This window comes from Perlucidibaca sp. (assembly GCF_057084925.1).
This window is the reverse complement of the sequence record NZ_JBXMRC010000013.1, coordinates 106,833-124,441: the sequence shown is the minus strand read 5'-3', so window position 1 is coordinate 124,441 and position 17,609 is coordinate 106,833. Positions and strand designations below refer to the sequence as shown.

Sequence of the window (17,609 nt, the reverse complement as noted above, 5' to 3'; positions counted from 1 at the left end):
ATTGTTGTTTGGAGTTTTCATGATCAATGATCTGAAAAAGGACTGTGAAGTCCGTATGCAAAAAACCTTGGATGCCCTGGAGCAAGCGTTTTCTCGCGTGCGTACAGGTCGTGCTCACCCGTCCATGTTGAAAGACGTGATGGTGCCTTACTACGGTACAGACACTCCGCTCATGCAAGTGGCTAACGTCAATGTAGATGACTCGCGAACACTGATTGTGCAGCCGTATGAGCGCAACATGGTGGGCGCTATTGACAAAGCCATTCGTAACTCGGATCTCGGTCTAAATCCGGTCACTACCGACGTGATTCGCGTGCCGTTGCCGGCGTTGACCGAACAAACTCGTCGCGACATGCAGAAGTTGGCGAGAAACGAAACCGAAGGCGCACGCGTGGCTCTGCGTAATATTCGTCGCGATGTCATTGGCGATATTAAAGAGTTGGCCAAGGAAAAAGAGATTTCCGAGGACGACGAGCGTCGCGGCACAGACGACATCCAGAAAATTACCGACCGCTTTGTCGCTGAGGCGGACCGCCTGCTGGCGGCAAAAGAAGCCGAACTCATGCAGGTTTGATGGGCCATGGATCAAGACCAGCCGAGTAGTGCAGCGCCAGATGCGGAGGTGTGCACCCATGCCTTGCCACGCCATGTGGCGGTCATCATGGATGGCAATAATCGGTGGGCAAAAGTACGCGGTTTGCCGGGCACGGAGGGTCATCGTGCTGGTGAGCTGGCGCTGCGTAATGTGGTCGAGCTAGCTGCAAAAGCGCACATTGAAGTGCTCACGGTGTTTGCCTTTTCCAGCGAGAACTGGCGTCGTCCGCCTGACGAAGTCGCTGCGCTTATGCAACTCTTTCTCATGGCACTAGAGGTTCGCGTTCAGGAACTGAACAAGGCGCGTATTCGTTTGCGCTTTATCGGCGACCGCAGTGCCTTTTCGGCAGAGCTTCAAGCCGGCATGTTAAAAGCAGAGGCGTTGACTCAGTCGCATACGCGTATGACGCTGGTGATTGCCGTCAATTACGGTGGTCAGTGGGATATGGCACAGGCAGCGCGTTGTCTGGCTGAGCAGGTTGCCGCGGGAACATTGGCGCCTAAAGACATTACGCCGGCACGGGTTGCAGAACATATCGAACTGGCGGATGTGCCGCCGGTGGATCTACTGATTCGCACGGGTGGCGAGCTTCGTATTAGTAATTTTGTTTTATGGCAGTCCGCGTATGCGGAATATTATTTCAGCGATGCGTTGTGGCCAGACTTTGGTCATGATCAGCTACAAGCTGCCTTAAACGAGTTTTCGCAGCGGCAACGCCGCTTTGGCCGAACATCAGAACAAATCGAGGCCCTTCATGCTTAAAGAACGCGTCATAACGGCACTTCTTCTTTTACCCGTGGTGTTGTGGTGCGTTTTTGGCGGTGTTGCCTCAGCGTTCCCACTATTTGCCTCGGCCATTATCTTAGCGGCTGCTTGGGAATGGACGGCGATGATGCGAGTGTCGGCTTTGCTCGCTCGCCTGGGCTTTGTCGGTCTCGTGGCAGCAGCCATGTATGGGGTTAAGCCGCAGGCACTGAGCTTTGATGCAGCGGGCGTCAATGCCTTAGGGCCGCTCATGGCAAGCGCTGCGCTGTTTTGGTTGGTGGCCTTGGTTTGGGTGCGTCGCTACCCCGGCGATGCTCAACGCTGGGATCGCCCGTTTTTCATGCTGCTGATTGGCTTGCTTTTGCTGGTGCCCACATGGGCTGGCCTCGTGCAGCTGCACGGCCAATCACCCTGGTGGTTAATGTATGTGCTGTTGCTGGTTTGGGGCGCAGACACGGGTGCTTATTTCGCCGGTCGCCGTTTTGGCAAGGTCAAATTGGCTCCCTCGGTGAGTCCTGCTAAAACCCGTGAAGGCCTCTATGGCGGCCTCGTGACAACGTCGATCATTATGCTTGTCGTGGCGTTTAATCTTCAGTTAGCGAGTCTGCAGTTTTTACTTTTTGCCGTGGTTTCGGCAACGACGGTTCTAGCTTCAGTACTCGGGGATTTGTTCGAGTCTATGGTGAAGCGTCGTGCGGGCATTAAAGACTCCGGTAAGATTTTTCCTGGACACGGCGGCGCGCTCGATCGCATCGACTCCATCACCGCTGCCGCGCCCGTATTCCTCGCGGGTTGGTGGCTGGCGGGCGGCTTCTAATTTCCGATGACAGCCTTGCAAACACTCACTGTATTGGGCGCAACCGGCTCTATAGGCCGCAGTACGCTGGATGTCGTGGCGCGCTACCCCGAACGTTATCGCGTGTATGCGCTGACGGCATTTAGTCGCGTCATTGAACTGAGCGAGTTGTGCCTGACGTTTAATCCGGTTTATGCCGTGGTGGCGGATGACGCGAGCGCATCATTACTGCGTGAAAAACTGCAAGGCGGTGCTAACGCCACTGAGGTTTTAGTCGGGGAGGCTGCACTGGCGCGCGTCGCTGAGGAAGCGGACACCGTGATGGCGGCTATTGTTGGCGCTGCGGGCCTGTTGCCCACGTTAGCAGCGGTTAAGGCCGGTCGACGGGTCTTGCTGGCCAATAAAGAAGCGCTAGTCATGTCTGGCGCTTTGTTTATGCGCGCCGTTCGCGAGCATGGTGCGACCTTGCTGCCTATCGACTCCGAGCACAATGCAATTTTCCAATGTTTGCCACCTAACCATGCACAGGGGCTGACTGCTGTGGGTGTCGACAAGTTGCTGCTGACGGCATCTGGCGGTCCCTTTCGTGAATTTAGCCTAGAGCAGTTGCAGTCAGTCACCCCAGCACAGGCGGTAAAGCACCCAAACTGGTCCATGGGTCAGAAAATTTCTGTCGACTCTGCGACTCTGATGAACAAGGGATTAGAGTTTATTGAGGCGTGTTGGTTGTTCGCAGCGCGACCCGATCAGATCGACGTCGTGGTGCATCCGCAGAGTGTGATTCATTCCATGGTGTGCTACGCCGATGGCTCGGTGCTGGCGCAGATGGGTCAGCCCGATATGCGCACGCCGATTGCTCATGCGCTGGCATGGCCTGAACGCGTTGCATCGGGCGTACCTGCCTTAAATTTTGCACAGCTAACCGCGCTGACGTTTGAGGCGCCCGATTTGCAGCGATTCCCGTGCTTACGCCTGGCGAAAGAAGCGATGACGGCGGGCGGTACGCATCCGGCCGTGTTAAATGCCGCGAATGAAGTGGCTGTGGCGGCTTTTTTGGCCGGCAAACTCGATTTCCTAGGGATTGCTCGTGTGATTGAGCAAGTCCTGAATGAAATTCCGGTGTCAGCCGCAGAGGAATTGGCTACTATTCTGGCGGCCGATGCTGAGGCACGCCAGCGAGCACATGCCGTCGTGGCACATTATTTGTCTAAAACGGGAGAGGGCTGATATGCAGTTTCTCTATGTCCTGCTTGCCGGAATAGTCGTCTTGGGGCCACTCATTGCCATACATGAGTTTGGTCATTTTTGGGTGGCGAGACGTTGCGGCGTGAAAGTACTGACCTTCTCCATCGGATTTGGGCCTGCCCTGTGGCAGCGCACAGCGCGGGATGGAACGGAGTATCGGCTGGCGGCCATCCCGCTCGGCGGCTTTGTTCGTATGCTTGATGAACGCGAAGCGGATGTTCCAGAGAGCCTGAAGTCTCAAGCATTTAACCGGCAATCCGTGGGCAAGCGCATGGCGATTGTTGCCGCCGGCCCGTTGATCAACCTGATCTTTGCCGTGCTTCTGTATTGGGTGCTGTTTTTGCAGCCTGGGCAAAGTTTGCGTCCCATTGTTGGCAAAGTCCTGCCGGATTCGCCAGCGGCCATGGCTGGCTTAAACGTTGGGGATGAGCTGTTAAGCATTAACACTCGCAAAGTTCCCGATTGGGAATCAGCCAATTACGCATTAGTTGAATACATTGGCGACAGCACCACCTTGACGGTCAATGTCCTGCCGCAAGGTGCCACGCAAGCGCAGCAACGCTTTATTACGGTGGATAGATATTTAGTCGACAGCACCCAAGATCCCTTCCGCGCACTGGGCTTTGTGCCGTGGATGCCACCCATGCCGCCGGTCATTGGCGCCGTCGAATCAGACAGTCCCGCCGACAAAGCCGGATTGGCGATTAACGACCGCATTGAGCGCATTGATGGTGTTGCCGTGTCGGACTGGCAGCAGGTCGTCGAGCAGATTCAGCAGCATCCCGATCACGCCATGACCTGGGAATTGGTTCGCAATGGCTCACCCCTGGTGCTCACCGTGACTCCCGACCTGACGCACGAGTTCTCTGGTCAACCCGTCGGTCGCTTGGGCGTTGGCGTGATTGACGCACCGATTCATATTCCGCCGGAGTATCAACGCGACCGGGCTCTCGCCCCGATAGCGGCGCTGCTTCAGGCACTCGATAAAACAGGTCAAATAATAGCCTTGTCGCTCACTTCCCTGTACAAGATGCTATCCGGTTTGATTGGTATGGATTCACTCAGTGGCCCCATAACGATTGTGAAAGTAGCGGGTCACAGTGCGAGTATTGGTTGGGAGTCCCTAGTGGGGTTCATGGCCTTACTTAGCGTGAGCTTGGGCGTACTGAACTTACTCCCCATCCCTGTTTTGGATGGTGGCCATTTATTGTATTACGCGATTGAAGCCATATTTCGCCGGCCTCTTCCCGAGGCTGTGCAGTTGATGGGCTTGCGCGTTGGCGTCGCTCTGATGGGCAGTGTCATGCTGCTCGCTATATTGAACGATATTCGTCGCTTGTTTTGAATTTGGATGACTGCTCACATGACACGTAACTGGCCTTCTTTGGCTGTATTGCCTCTTGCACTGGCCATTGCCAGCGTCTCTGCACATGCTGACAGCTTTGTCGTTAAAGACATTCGCTTGGAAGGCTTAGGGCGCTTATCTGCCTCCAGCGTTTATGCTTTATTACCTTTTGCCGCCGGCGAAACGGTGACCGATGAGCGTAGTGCAGACTTGGTGCGAGCACTTTTTGCTTCGGGCCAGTTTGAGGATGTTCAGGCATTGCGGGACGGCGATGCGCTCATCGTGCGTGTGGTTGAGCGTCCGAGTATTTCGACGATTGAGCTGAGCGGTAACCAATCCATCAATAAGGAAGACTTGTTGAAAGGTTTGAAAACCATTGGCCTGAGTGAGGGCGAAGTGTTTAAGCGCGCCGCCTTGGATCAGGTGCGTTTGGAGTTGCAGCGCCAGTACGCAGCACAAGGTCGTTACGGCGCAACAGTGACAGCAACAGCCAAGCCATTGCCGCGTAACCGAGTGGGCATCAGCATTACCATTAAAGAAGGCGATACGGCTCGCATTAAGCGTATTAGCATCAATGGCAATACGGTGTTTAAGGACCCCATACTGCTTAAGCAGCTACAGCTCCAATCCAAGCATTTATTGTCGTTTATTTATGGTGACGACAAGTATTCGCGTGAAAAGTTAACAGCAGACATCGAAACCCTGCGCTCTTTCTACCTCGATCGTGGCTACTTACGATTCAGCGTCGACTCGACTCAAGTCACGCTCTCGCCAAACAAAGATCAAGTCTATATTGATATTAACGTGAGCGAAGGCGAGCCCTTTAAAGTCGGTGATGTACGCTTGGCGGGCGACTTGCCGGTACCTGAATCGGAATTGAAAAACCTCTTATTGGCACAGCCAGGGCAGGTTTATTCACAAAAGGTGGTGACGCTCACCAACGAAATCATTACGCGTCGTTTGGGCCGTGATGGTTATTTGCTGGCCGATGTGCAAGGCGTGCCCGAGCTAGATGACGCAACGAAAACTGCGAAAATTGTTTTCTACGTCAATGCTAATCGGGTCATGTCGGTACGCCGAATTAATTTCACGGGCAATCTAAAAACAGATGACAGCGTCCTTCGTCGTGAAATGCGCCAATTCGAAGGGGCACAAGCCTCGGCAGAGAAAATTGATCTTTCTAAGGTTCGTTTGCAGCGCCTAGGCTTTTTCAGCGATGTGAAAATTGAAAATGCCCGCGTGCCCGGCACCACGGACCAAGTCGATTTAAATGTGGCCGTTACGGAGCAGGCTTCTGGCTCGATCAGTGCAAGCTTGGGTTACTCACAGAATGCGGGTCTGGTCTTCGGCGCTAATGTTAGCCAAAGCAACTTCTTGGGTACGGGTAACCGCGTCTCTATTGGTTTAAACCGCTCGGATGTGCGTGATGCCTACAATATCTCTTTCTTGGATCCTTACTTCACCCCAGAAGGGATTAGCCGTGGCTACAACTTCTATCTGCGTCAGACCAAGCTCGATGATTTAAACATCAGTAATTACTCGACAGATTCCTTGGGCGCAAACATCAGCTTTAGCTATCCGATTGATGAAACAGAAACCATCAGCTTTTCGGCGGGTATTGACCAAACGAAAATCAGTTTGGGTGTGAATCCGTCTGAGGCCGTTTTCAAGTTCACCAATGAAAATGGCAATAACTTGATGACCTATACCGGCACGGCTTCTTGGGCGCGAAATACCCTTAACCGTGGCACTTTCCCTACGGCTGGTGCATCACAATCGGTAGCGATGGAGTTAGGCCTGCCTGGCAGTGATGTGAGTTTTTATAAGCTGACCTATAACGCTCAGCGCTACTTCCCCGTTCGCAGCGACTGGGTTGGACGTGGTTACGCGCGTTTGGGTTATGGCGACGCCATCAGTGGTAGCAGCTTACCGTTCTACCGTAACTTTTTTGGTGGCGGCTTCGGCTCGGTCCGTGGCTTCCGTGACAACTCGATGGGCCCGCGCAGTCAGCGTCTGTCACTCTCTAACCCAGCGATCCTGCTGCCGGAGTCGGAGTCGATTGGCGGTAATGTTCAAGTCGAGGGTGGTGTGGAGTTAATCTTCCCCGTGCCGTTTATCGAGGACAAGAGCAAAATTCGCACCTTGGCGTTCTTCGATGTGGGTAATATTTTCGATACCAATGCGAAGGCAACCTCCACCACAGACTACAAGCCTTCCTTGGGTAATTTACGTTACTCCGTGGGTGTAGGCCTGTCTTGGATCACGCCCATTGGGCCATTAACATTTGCGGTGGCAAAACCCTTAAATACTCAGGATGGCGATGATACTCAAGCCTTCCAGTTCTCTCTTGGACAAGGATTCTGATCTGATGAAAACCGTTCGTAATGTCTTTTGCGCTGTTGCCCTAGTGTCTGTGTCTGCAATGTCTTGGGCGGCGGCTGCCAATGCCCCAACACGCATTGCGGTTTTAGACCGTGAGGCGGCTATTTTGGCGACCAATGCAGCGCAAGCCGCTCAGGAAAAATTGGCGACGGACATGAAGCCACAACGCGACAAGCTGGAGCAGTTGCGTAAAGACATCAAAGCCATGGAAGAGAAGTTTGTGAAAGAAGCTGCCGCCATGAGTGAACGCGATAAGAAAGCCTTGCGTGAGCAAGCGGATCAAAAAGCCAACGAATTCAATTCGCTGGTGACACAAGTGCAAAAGCGCACGCAGGATGCTCAGCAGGACCTCTTAAATAAACTTTTGCCTAGTATGCAAAGCGTGCTGGACGAGATGCGCAAATCGGGCAATTTTGATGTCATCTTAGATCGTCGTGGCGTGATCTATGTGGATCCTGATCTTGATCTAACTAAGCGGGTTGTTGATCGTCTGAACGCGGCCAAATAAGTAGGCTAGGCGGAGCTCGCTGCAATGACTACTCCTCACATGAGCATCACGCTTGGCGAGCTAGCGCATGAGCTTGGGGCTGAGCTGCAAGGGAGCCCAGCGCATCTCATTACGGGCATGGGGACCTTGCAAAATGCCCAGTCGCATCAGCTAAGCTTCTTGGCAAACCCTCGCTATCGTCCTTTGTTGGCTACGACCCAGGCGGGTGCTGTGCTCATGCGAGCGCAAGATAAAGGCGACTTTGCGGGGCCAGCGTTGTTTCTGCCCAATCCCTATGTGGCTTTTGCGACCTTATCTCATCGATTTGATCGAACCCCGACGTTACCTCAGGGCATCCATGCCAGCGCAGTGGTTGCTGAGAGTGCTGAAGTACCAGCGAGCGCATGCATCGGGCCGTTAGCCGTTATTGGTGAAGGCGCGGTGATCGGCGAGGACACAGTTATTGAGGCGGGTGCGGTGATTCATGCTCGCGTCCACATCGGTGCAAATTGTCGAATCCGTAGCCATGTCGTGATTTATCACGATTGTGTGCTCGGGGACCGTGTCAATATTCACGCGGGTAGCGTTATCGGTGGTGATGGCTTTGGCTTCGCTAACGAACGCGGGGTGTGGCGGAAAATTGCCCAAATAGGTCGTGTCGTGATTGGTGATGACGTGGATATTGGAGCCAATACCACGATAGACCGTGGTGCCTTGGAAGACACAGAAATCCACAACGGTGTGATTATTGATAATCAGGTCCAGATTGCCCATAACGTGGTCATTGGCGCCCATACCGCCATTGCAGCGAACTGTGGTATTTCGGGCAGTACCCGTATTGGCAAGCACTGTATTTTAGCGGGTGGTGTTGGCATTGTCGGGCACATTGAAATTTGCGATGGCGTGCAAATCACCGGTATGTCCATGATCACAAAGTCCATTAGTGAGCCTGGTTCCTATTCGTCCGGAACGGCTTTTGACAGCACTGATAACTGGAAGAAAATGGCGGTGCGCCTGCGTCGCTTAGATGAGTTAGCGCAGCGAGTTCGCGTCTTGGAGAAGTCTTAACATGATGACTATTGAGCAGGTAATGCATTATCTGCCGCAGCGTTACCCCTTTTTGCTGGTTGACCGTGTCACTGAAGTGGAAGCCGGCAAGCATATTGTGGGTTTCAAGAACGTCACCATTAACGAGCACTTTTTCCAGGGGCACTTTCCTGGCAAGCCCATCATGCCTGGTGTGTTAATGATTGAAGCCATGGCGCAGATTGCCGGAGTCTTAGGCTTTTATACCTATAACAAAAGTCCTGAATCAGGCCATCTTTATGTTTTTGCTGGCGCCGACAATGTGCGATTTAAGCGTCAGGTCATCCCTGGTGATCGTTTAGTGTTGGAAGCCACCATGACGGGAAATCGCCGCCATATTTATAAATTTTCGTGTCGTGCCCTGGTTGATGGCGAACTAGCCGCCAGTGCCGACCTGCTAATTGCGGAACAAGTGATATGAGCCTTATCCACGCGACTGCGATTATTGACCCTCGTGCTGACATCGCAGAGGGTGTTGAAATTGGCCCTTATTCTGTCATTGGTGCCGATGTGGTAATTGGTGCCGACACCTGGATTGGTCCTCATGTGGTGATCTCTGGTCCGACACATATTGGCGAGCGCAACCGTATCTATCAATTTGCCTCGGTGGGTGCAGATTGCCAGGACAAAAAGTATCGGGGTGAGCCCACGCGACTTGAAATCGGCGACGACAACGTCATTCGCGAAGCGTGCTCGCTGCATCGTGGCACCATTCAAGACAAGAGCCTGACCAAAATTGGCTCACGTAATTTGCTCATGGTGAATAGCCACATTGCCCATGATGTCGTGATCGGTGATGACAACATTATTGCCAACAATGCCGGTATTGCAGGCCATGTTGTGATTGGTGATGGCGTGATCGTTGGGGGCAATTCAGGCATTCATCAATTCTGCCGAATTGGCTCTTACGCCATGCTGGGTGGTGGCACGACGTTGTTTAAAGATGTTCCGGCGTATGTCATGGCCAGTGGCAATCCCGCGATTCCACGCGGCATGAACTTCGAGGGCATGAAGCGCAAAGGCTGGTCCTCCGAGACCATTAACGCACTGCGCCGGGCCTACAAAGCGGTGTACCGGGATGGCTTAAATCTAGATGACGCTTATGCGCCTTTAGCGGAGTTGGCGTCCAAAGCGCCTGAGGTTCAACTGTTTATCGACTCGCTGCGCGCTTCTACGCGCGGCATCATCCGATAAACGTAACCATGTCGTCGGCGACACCGGTCTTTGGCATCGTCGCAGGTGAAGCCTCAGGCGACCTCCTTGGTGCAGGGCTCATTCGAGCCCTTAAGGTTCACTTTCCGAATGCCCGATTTATTGGCATAGCTGGGCCACAGATGCTGGCCGAAGGTGCTGAAACCCTAGTGCCCATGGAGCGGTTGTCTGTCATGGGTTTGGTTGAGGTGTTAGGGCGTTTACGCGAGCTTTTTGCGGTTCGCGACCAGCTGATCGAGCGCCTGCAAGCAGAAAAAATTGATGCCTTTATTGGTATCGATGCCCCCGATTTCAATTTGCGCATCGCCGCAGCACTCAAACCCGCGGGTATCCCCACCATCCATTATGTCAGTCCATCCGTTTGGGCTTGGCGTCAGGGACGCGTCAAGGGCATACGGGCCAGTGTCGATCTAATGCTGTGCTTGCTGCCATTTGAAAAAGCCTTCTACGACACACACGGCGTTCCGGCGGTCTTTGTTGGGCACCCACTGGCGGATACCTTGCCACTCGTACCAGATGCGATGGCCGCTCAAGTCCGTCTCGGGCTGACATCGAAAGCGTCCGAGCGTGCTGCAACCGTGGCGTTGTTGCCGGGCAGTCGTCGTGGGGAAGTGGCTAGCCTACTGCCGTTGCTATTGGCGACGGCGAAAATCTTACACACGCAGTTTCCGACCCTTGAGTTCCTGATTCCGGCCATTAATGCGGAGCGCAGCGAACAAATTCGTGCCGCCGTTGATGCTCATGACGCATTACCCATAACGATTTTTGATCAGCAGATTGGGAACGATGTGGGGCGCGTGGTGATGTCGGCGGCGGATGTGATTGTGCTGGCGTCGGGTACCGCCACGCTGGAAGCCCTGCTTCTGAAAAAGCCCATGGTCGTCGCCTATCGCTTGCATTGGCTGACCTGGCTCATCGCGAGATGGCTGGTGAAAATTCCCTTCGTGAGTTTGCCTAATCTGCTGGCTGGCCGTCGATTGGTGCCTGAATTGCTGCAAAACCAAGCCACCCCAGAAAACTTGGCCCGCGAGACTGCCGAGTGGCTTAACTCGCCGGATAAGGTGCGAACAACCTTAGCTGCCTATGACGCACTGCACCTTGCCTTGCGGCAGGATGCGAGCGCCACGGGGGCGGCGGCTATTGCGCGCTTACTGTCGAGTCGCCCGGCGCCATGAGTCGTGACGCGAGCCAATGGCAAAGCGATTTTTTCGCCCCAGACCCGAATGCCCTGTTATTGGCCGGCGTCGATGAGGTAGGGCGTGGGCCACTCGTTGGAGCCGTCGTGACCGCCGCAGTGATCTTGGACCCAGCACGTCCTATTTCAGGCTTGAACGATTCTAAGAAGCTCAGCGCTACACAGCGTGAGCATCTGGCCGAGCAAATCCGTGAGCGGGCGCTGGCCTGGGCCTTAGGTCGCGCCGAGCCGGCGGAAATTGACCAAATCAATATTTTGCAGGCGACCATGCTGGCCATGCAGCGGGCGGTGGCTGCGTTGCCGATTACGCCAACCTCAGTGCTGATTGACGGCAATCGCTGCCCCTCTTTACCCATGCCAGCACAAGCGGTGGTTAAGGGTGATGCCACAGTGCCCGCCATCAGTGCGGCCAGTATTTTGGCGAAAGTGGCGCGTGATGCTGAAATGCAGGCATTAGAGCTTCAACATCCTGGTTATGGATTCGCCAAACACAAGGGCTATCCGACGCCAGCGCATCTCGAGGCCTTGCAACGCCTAGGGCCATTGCCCGAACATCGTCGCTCCTTTGCGCCTGTCAGGGCGCTGCTTTCGCTACCGAGTAAATCATGACGGCCTTTGTGCATCTGCGCGTTCATTCCGAGTTTTCTTTGCTCGACTCTATCGTGCGTATTGATGATGCCGTAAAGGCCTGTGCTGCTGCTGGCATGCCCGCGATGGCGATGACGGATCGAAGTAATTTCTATGGTCTGGTGAAGTTCTATAAAGCCGCTCAGAGCAAAGGCATTAAACCGATTTTTGGTGCCGACATGGTGGTCCGGGACGGTGAAAATCTCTCGCTGGTGACCGCGTTGGTGATGAATGAGGTGGGCTACAAAAACCTCATCGCGCTGATTTCGCGCGCGTTTGTCGAGGGCCAAGAGCAGGGTAGACCTATCGTGCAGCGGCGCTGGATTAATGCCCAACATGACGGCCTGATTTTTCTGCTCGGCCGGGGCAGCGATGTGGGGCTGGCCTTGCTGGGCAGCGATGCATCCCAAGCCGATCGCCTGTTACGCAGTTGGCTGGCATTGTGCCCATCCCGAGTCTATTTAGAACTGATTCGTACCAGCCGAGAGGGTGATGAAGACCACCTACATGCGGCTGTGGCGCTGGCCGAGCGCTGCCAGTGTCCGGTGGTGGCGACCAACGATGTGCGCTTCATCGCACAGGAAGAGTACGAGGCGCACGAGGTCCGTGTCTGCATCGCCCAGAGCTATGTGCTCGGCGATCCGCGCCGGCCGCGCGAGTACAGCGATCAACAGTATCTTAAGTCGCCTGCGGAGATGATCGAGCTCTTTGCCGACCTGCCCGAGGCCATCGAGAACACGGTGGAAATTGCCCGGCGTTGCAGCCTCGGGCTGACGCTGGGCAAGAGCTATCTGCCCGATTTCCCGGTACCGCCGGGCATGACCATGGCCGAGTACTTTGCCCAGTTATCGCATGAGGGCCTGACTTTCCGGCTGGGCAAGCTGTTTGACCCCAAGCGCCCGGACATGTCGACCATCGAGGCCGAATACCGCGCGCGTTTGGATTTTGAGCTGCAAATCATCAATCAGATGGGCTTTGCCGGCTACTTCCTCATCGTCATGGACTTTATCCGCTGGGCCAAGCAGAACGGTGTGCCGGTGGGCCCGGGCCGTGGTTCGGGTGCCGGTTCGTTGGTGGCGTATTCCCTGCTGATTACCGATCTCGATCCGATCAAGTACGACCTGCTGTTCGAACGCTTCCTGAACCCTGAGCGTGTGTCGATGCCCGATTTCGACATCGACTTCTGCATGGAAGGCCGCGACCGCGTCATCGAGTACGTGGCCAATCAGTACGGCCGGCAGGCGGTGTCACAGATCATCACCTTCGGCACCATGGCAGCCAAGGCTGTGGTGCGTGATGTCGCGCGTGTGCTCGGCAAGGCTTATGGTCTGGCCGACCGCATCTCCAAGATGATTCCGTTTACGCCCGGTATTTCGCTGCTAGAGGCGCGGGCGCAGGAGCCGATGTTGGAGGAGCTGCTGAGCACGCCGGGCCTCAGTGATCACGAAGATGCGCTGGAAATCTGGGAGATGGCGCTCAAGCTCGAAGGCATCACCCGTGGTGTCGGCAAACATGCCGGGGGCGTGCTGATTGCGCCGGGCAAGCTCACCGACTTCACGGCGGTCTATACCGACGACGAGGGCAAATGGGTCAGCCAGCTCGACAAAGACGATGTTGAGGCGGTCGGCTTGGTCAAGTTCGACTTCCTTGGTCTGCGCACGCTGACCATCATCGACTGGGCGCTGAAAGACATCAACGCCAAGCGCGCCCGCCGTGGCGAAGCGCCCATCGACATCGAACGCATTCCGCTCGATGACCCGCGCCCTTACCAGCTCATGTCTGAGGGCAAGACTACGGCTGTGTTCCAGCTCGAATCGCGCGGCATGAAGGAGCTGATTAAAAAGCTCAAGCCGTCACGCTTTGAAGATGTGGTGGCACTGGTGGCGCTGTATCGTCCGGGCCCGCTCGAATCCGGCATGGTCGACGACTTCATCAACCGCAAGCATGGCCGCGCTGATGTGGCTTATCCGCATCCCGAGCTGGAGCCAGTGCTGGCGAACACCTACGGCGTCATTTTGTATCAGGAACAGGTGATGCAGATTGCGCAGGTGCTGGCCGGCTATTCGCTGGGCGGCGCCGACATGCTGCGTCGTGCCATGGGCAAGAAGAAGCCCGAGGAGATGGCCAAGGAGCGCGTCAAATTCATGGAGGGCTCAGGCGCCCGCGGTGTCGACACGAATCAGGCTGGCGGCATCTTCGACCTCATGGAAAAATTCGCTGGCTACGGCTTCAACAAGTCGCACTCGGCCGCCTATGCGCTGGTGTCGTACCAGACCGCCTGGCTGAAGGTGAATTATCCCGCCGAATTTATGGCTGCCGTGCTGTCGTCGGAAATGGCCAACACCGACAAGATCGTCACTTTCATTGAAGAGTGTCGCGACATGGGTCTGAAGATTTTGCCGCCGGCGGTGAACTACTCGAACTTCCGTTTTCAGGCCAATGATCAGGGTCAGGTCGTGTACGGACTGGGCGCGATCAAAGGGGTGGGCGAGGGGCCGATCGAGTCTGTGCTGGCGTCGCGCGCCAAGAGCGGGCCGTTCAGCGATCTCTTCGACTTCTGCCGGCGCGTTGATCTCAAGCGCCTCAACAAGCGTGCGCTGGAAGCGTTGATCCGCGCCGGTGCGCTCGATGAGCAGGGCGAGCATCGCGCCATTCTCATGGCCAGCATTGAAGCCGCCGTGGCTGCCGCCGAGCAGCAGGCGCGCAACGCCGACATCGGCATGGTCGATCTCTTTGGCGATGTCCACGAGGCCGGCCCGGCCGGTGAATGGTCGGATGCGCTGGCGTGGACCGACGATGAGCGCCTGCAGGCCGAAAAGGAAACCTTGGGCTTGTACCTCACCGGGCATCCGATTGATCAGTACGAGAGCGAGCTGGGCCGCTTCGTGCAAGTGCGTCTGGCCGATCTGCAGCCGACCCGGCGCGGGCAGAACACCACCATCGCCGGCCTGCTGCTGGCGCATCGTATCGTCAAGGGTCAGCGCGGCAGCCGTGCCTTCCTCACGCTCGATGACCGTACCGGCCGCGTCGAAGTCACCGTCTTCGGCGAGATGCTGGAGCAGGTGCGGCATCTGCTGCAATACGAGGGCGTGCTGGTCGTCGAGGGCGAGGTGTCCATGGATGAGTATGCTGGCGCGCTCAAGGTCGTGGCCAAGCAGATTCTGCCGCTGGCACAGGCGCGCAATCAGTATTGCAAGGGTCTGGAGTTGACGCTGCCGGTCAGCCTTGGTCTGCGTGGAGTGCATGAACTCACCGAATGGCTGCAGGCGCATCGCGCCGCGCCCGATCAATCCGGCGCCAGTCTGCGCTTCCGCGTGCAACATCCTGCCGCTCAAGCGTTGCTGCAAGGTGGCGGCGGCTGGCGCGTGAATTTGTCGGATGCCTTGCTGCGCGGCCTGCGCCAGCGTCTGGATGGCACCGGCGTGCAGGTGCTGTATTGAGCCTGCAACTTGCGTTTATGAGGGTTTATTGCAGACCGACATGCCGCTACACTCGAGCCATTACCCCTAGGACTCAACCATGAATCCGAATTACCTCGACTTCGAACAACCGATTGCCGAGCTGGAAGCCAAAATTGAAGGCCTGCGCGTCGTTGGCGTTGGTACCAGCCTCAATATTGAGGATGAAGTGGCGCGCTTGCGCACCAAGAGCCTGAAGTTAACGGAAGATATTTTTGCCAACCTCAGCGCCTGGCAGGTCTCGCAACTCTCGCGCCATCCCAAACGCCCCTACACGCTGGACTATATTCAGCGTATTTTTACCGATTTCGACGAACTTCACGGTGACCGTGCCTTTGCTGATGATGCCGCGCTGGTCTGTGGCACGGCGCGTTTTCTCGGCGAGCCGGTCATGGTCATTGGCCATCAAAAGGGTCGCGAAGTGCGCGAGAAAGTGAAGCGCAACTTCGGTATGCCTCGCCCCGAGGGTTATCGCAAAGCCCTGCGTTTGATGGAAATGGCCGAGCGCTTCCGCATGCCGATTTTCACTTTCATTGACACGCCCGGTGCCTACCCCGGCATTGACGCGGAAGAGCGTGGCCAAAGCGAGGCCATTGCGCGTAATTTGGCGGTGATGTCGCGCCTGAAAACGCCGATTATTTCCACGGTCATCGGTGAGGGTGGCTCCGGCGGTGCGCTTGCTATTGGCGTCTGTGACAGCCTGATGATGCTGCAATACAGCACCTATTCCGTGATCTCACCCGAGGGCTGCGCCTCTATTCTTTGGAAAACTGCGGCGAAAGCTCCCGAAGCTGCCGAGGCCATGAATCTCACCGCCACGCGTCTACGCACACTGGGCTTTGTCGATGAGCTGGTGGAGGAGCCCCTGGGCGGTGCTCATCGCGACATGGATGTGATGGCCGACAACCTGCGCAAAGCCTTGCTGCGTCAGCTGAAAAAGCTGCGTACGCTGGATCACGACAGTTTGCTCAATCGACGCTATGAGCGGCTGATGAGCTACGGCAACACGCAACCCATCGCTTGAGCGCGAGCAACGACCAAGTCCAACATCCCCTCGATGCCTTGCAAGGTTTCTTGCAAGCGCGTCGAAAAGATTCGCCCACCGTTAACAGCCTAGTTGTAGCGCTGAGTGGCGGCCCGGACTCCTTAGCCTTGTTACTGGCTGCGGCCCAGATTGCCCCTCAGCTCGGCTATGACCTGCGCGCGCTACATGTTCATCATGGTTTGCACACTGATGCTGACCGCTGGGCTGAACAAGCGGTTCAGCAAGTCGCTGCCGTCAACGTGTGCTGTCAAATCCTTCGCGTGCGAGTTACTCAACAGGCCAGTGTTGAGGCTGCTGCGCGTCAAGCCCGCTATGACGCCTTGGCTCGGGCGATGGAACCCCATGAGGCGCTGCTGCTGGCGCATCATCAGGATGACCAAGCAGAAACCCTTTTATTACGTCTGATGCGCGGTGCGGGCTTGCAGGGTTTATCGGGCATGTCAGCGGTAAGCGCCTGGTCGTCAGGCGCGGGCGTTGAGATTGCTCGCTGGCGTCCATGGTTGGCTTTACCGCGTCAGACCATCGCACGCTGGTTGCCTCGTGCGGTCGCGTGTTGCCATAGCCATGCGCCTCATCTGCCACTGACCGCTTTGCAGCCTGTGCAAGATCCGGCTAATCAGGATGCACGTTTCGATCGCACACTGTTGCGCAGCCAGGTTTTGCCCCTATTAACATCGCGCTGGCCAGAAGCTGCGGCACTGTTGGCGCGCAGTGCGGCACAGGTGGCGCAGCAAGCACAGGCCTTAAATTCACTTGCGGACATTTGGTTAGCGACGCAGCCATCACAAGACACGTTAGCTGTTGAAGCCTTATTAGCACTAGATCCGGCCAGTCTTCAGGCCGTGCTGAGTCGCTGGTTGTGCTTGCATGGGGTGAGGCCTTTGCCTGTGGCCTATTGGCCCCGTGTCCATGCCGAGCTACTACTTGCACGCCACGATGCCAATCCGATATTGCACTGGGCTACGCAGTCATTGCGACGCTATCAGGGACAAATTTACCTGATTCGTGATGCGGATTTGATCAAATTACCCGAAGGCATCCGGTGGCTTAATCCTCAGCAGGAACTGAGCTGGGCAGGGCGACGTTGGTTGCCCGTTAGTCTCGCGGAGCATCACCCGCTTTGGCAGAGTCAATGGCGCATTGCGCCGAGGCTAGGAGGCGAGCGCTGGCGTCCAGCAGGTCGCTTGCACCATGTCCTGCTTAAGCACTGGTGCCAAGAGCAGGCTATCCCGCCATGGCAGCGACAAGCGATCGCCTGTATTTGGGCCGATGAAGCACTGGTTTGTGTGGTCCTGCCTAACGGTCAAGTGTGGCCATCTCACGCACTCGTCGCGTAACCAAACTTACCTCAAGGCAACAAATCTAGCCTAG

Annotated in this window: 15 protein-coding genes; all 15 read left to right on the top strand. The window is 56.0% G+C overall.

Annotated features, from left to right (window positions below; all coding sequences use genetic code 11):
• Positions 1-19: 19 nt before the first annotated feature.
• The 15 genes from frr (at position 20) to tilS (ending at position 17,575) form a co-directional block, all read left to right on the top strand.
• Positions 20-574: a ribosome recycling factor gene (frr, locus tag AC14IB_RS04645; protein ID WP_068859804.1), complete on the top strand. Its 555-nt coding sequence runs from the start codon at positions 20-22 to the stop codon at positions 572-574.
• A gap of 6 nt (positions 575-580) precedes the next feature.
• Positions 581-1,357, top strand: a complete 777-nt coding sequence (gene uppS / locus AC14IB_RS04640; protein WP_484230777.1) for a polyprenyl diphosphate synthase — start codon at positions 581-583, stop codon at positions 1,355-1,357.
• A complete protein-coding gene (locus tag AC14IB_RS04635; RefSeq protein ID WP_484230776.1) occupies positions 1,350-2,177 on the top strand; it encodes a phosphatidate cytidylyltransferase in 828 nt (275 codons plus the stop codon). The genes uppS and AC14IB_RS04635 overlap by 8 nt, the downstream gene beginning before the upstream one ends.
• Positions 2,178-2,183: 6 nt before the next feature.
• Positions 2,184-3,383 (top strand): 1-deoxy-D-xylulose-5-phosphate reductoisomerase, encoded by a 1,200-nt coding sequence (gene ispC, locus AC14IB_RS04630; RefSeq protein WP_484230775.1) that lies wholly within the window; start codon positions 2,184-2,186, stop codon positions 3,381-3,383.
• A gap of 1 nt (position 3,384) precedes the next feature.
• Positions 3,385-4,746: an RIP metalloprotease RseP gene (rseP, locus tag AC14IB_RS04625; protein WP_484230774.1), complete on the top strand. Its 1,362-nt coding sequence runs from the start codon at positions 3,385-3,387 to the stop codon at positions 4,744-4,746.
• Between the two features lie 18 nt (positions 4,747-4,764).
• Positions 4,765-7,110, top strand: coding sequence for an outer membrane protein assembly factor BamA (gene bamA / locus AC14IB_RS04620; RefSeq protein ID WP_484230773.1), 2,346 nt, complete (start codon positions 4,765-4,767; stop codon positions 7,108-7,110).
• A 4-nt stretch (positions 7,111-7,114) separates the two neighbouring features.
• Positions 7,115-7,636, top strand: a complete 522-nt coding sequence (locus AC14IB_RS04615; protein WP_484230772.1) for an OmpH/Skp family outer membrane protein — start codon at positions 7,115-7,117, stop codon at positions 7,634-7,636.
• A 24-nt stretch (positions 7,637-7,660) separates the two neighbouring features.
• A complete protein-coding gene (gene lpxD, locus AC14IB_RS04610) occupies positions 7,661-8,683 on the top strand; it encodes a UDP-3-O-(3-hydroxymyristoyl)glucosamine N-acyltransferase (protein ID WP_484230771.1) in 1,023 nt (340 codons plus the stop codon).
• Position 8,684: 1 nt separating this feature from the next.
• A complete protein-coding gene (gene fabZ, locus AC14IB_RS04605; protein ID WP_484230770.1) occupies positions 8,685-9,122 on the top strand; it encodes a 3-hydroxyacyl-ACP dehydratase FabZ in 438 nt (145 codons plus the stop codon).
• Positions 9,119-9,895 (top strand): acyl-ACP--UDP-N-acetylglucosamine O-acyltransferase, encoded by a 777-nt coding sequence (gene lpxA, locus AC14IB_RS04600; protein WP_484230769.1) that lies wholly within the window; start codon positions 9,119-9,121, stop codon positions 9,893-9,895. The genes fabZ and lpxA overlap by 4 nt, the downstream gene beginning before the upstream one ends.
• An 8-nt stretch (positions 9,896-9,903) precedes the next feature.
• Entirely contained in the window at positions 9,904-11,088 is a 1,185-nt protein-coding gene (gene lpxB, locus AC14IB_RS04595; protein ID WP_484230768.1) for a lipid-A-disaccharide synthase, read from the top strand.
• Complete coding sequence (gene rnhB, locus AC14IB_RS04590) at positions 11,085-11,717, top strand: ribonuclease HII (RefSeq protein WP_484230767.1); 633 nt, start codon at positions 11,085-11,087, stop codon at positions 11,715-11,717. The genes lpxB and rnhB overlap by 4 nt, the downstream gene beginning before the upstream one ends.
• A complete protein-coding gene (gene dnaE / locus AC14IB_RS04585) occupies positions 11,711-15,175 on the top strand; it encodes a DNA polymerase III subunit alpha (protein WP_484230799.1) in 3,465 nt (1,154 codons plus the stop codon). The genes rnhB and dnaE overlap by 7 nt, the downstream gene beginning before the upstream one ends.
• Positions 15,176-15,254: 79 nt before the next feature.
• Positions 15,255-16,217, top strand: coding sequence for an acetyl-CoA carboxylase carboxyltransferase subunit alpha (locus AC14IB_RS04580; RefSeq protein ID WP_068859778.1), 963 nt, complete (start codon positions 15,255-15,257; stop codon positions 16,215-16,217).
• A complete protein-coding gene (gene tilS / locus AC14IB_RS04575) occupies positions 16,214-17,575 on the top strand; it encodes a tRNA lysidine(34) synthetase TilS (RefSeq protein WP_484230766.1) in 1,362 nt (453 codons plus the stop codon). The genes AC14IB_RS04580 and tilS overlap by 4 nt, the downstream gene beginning before the upstream one ends.
• Positions 17,576-17,609: the final 34 nt, after the last annotated feature.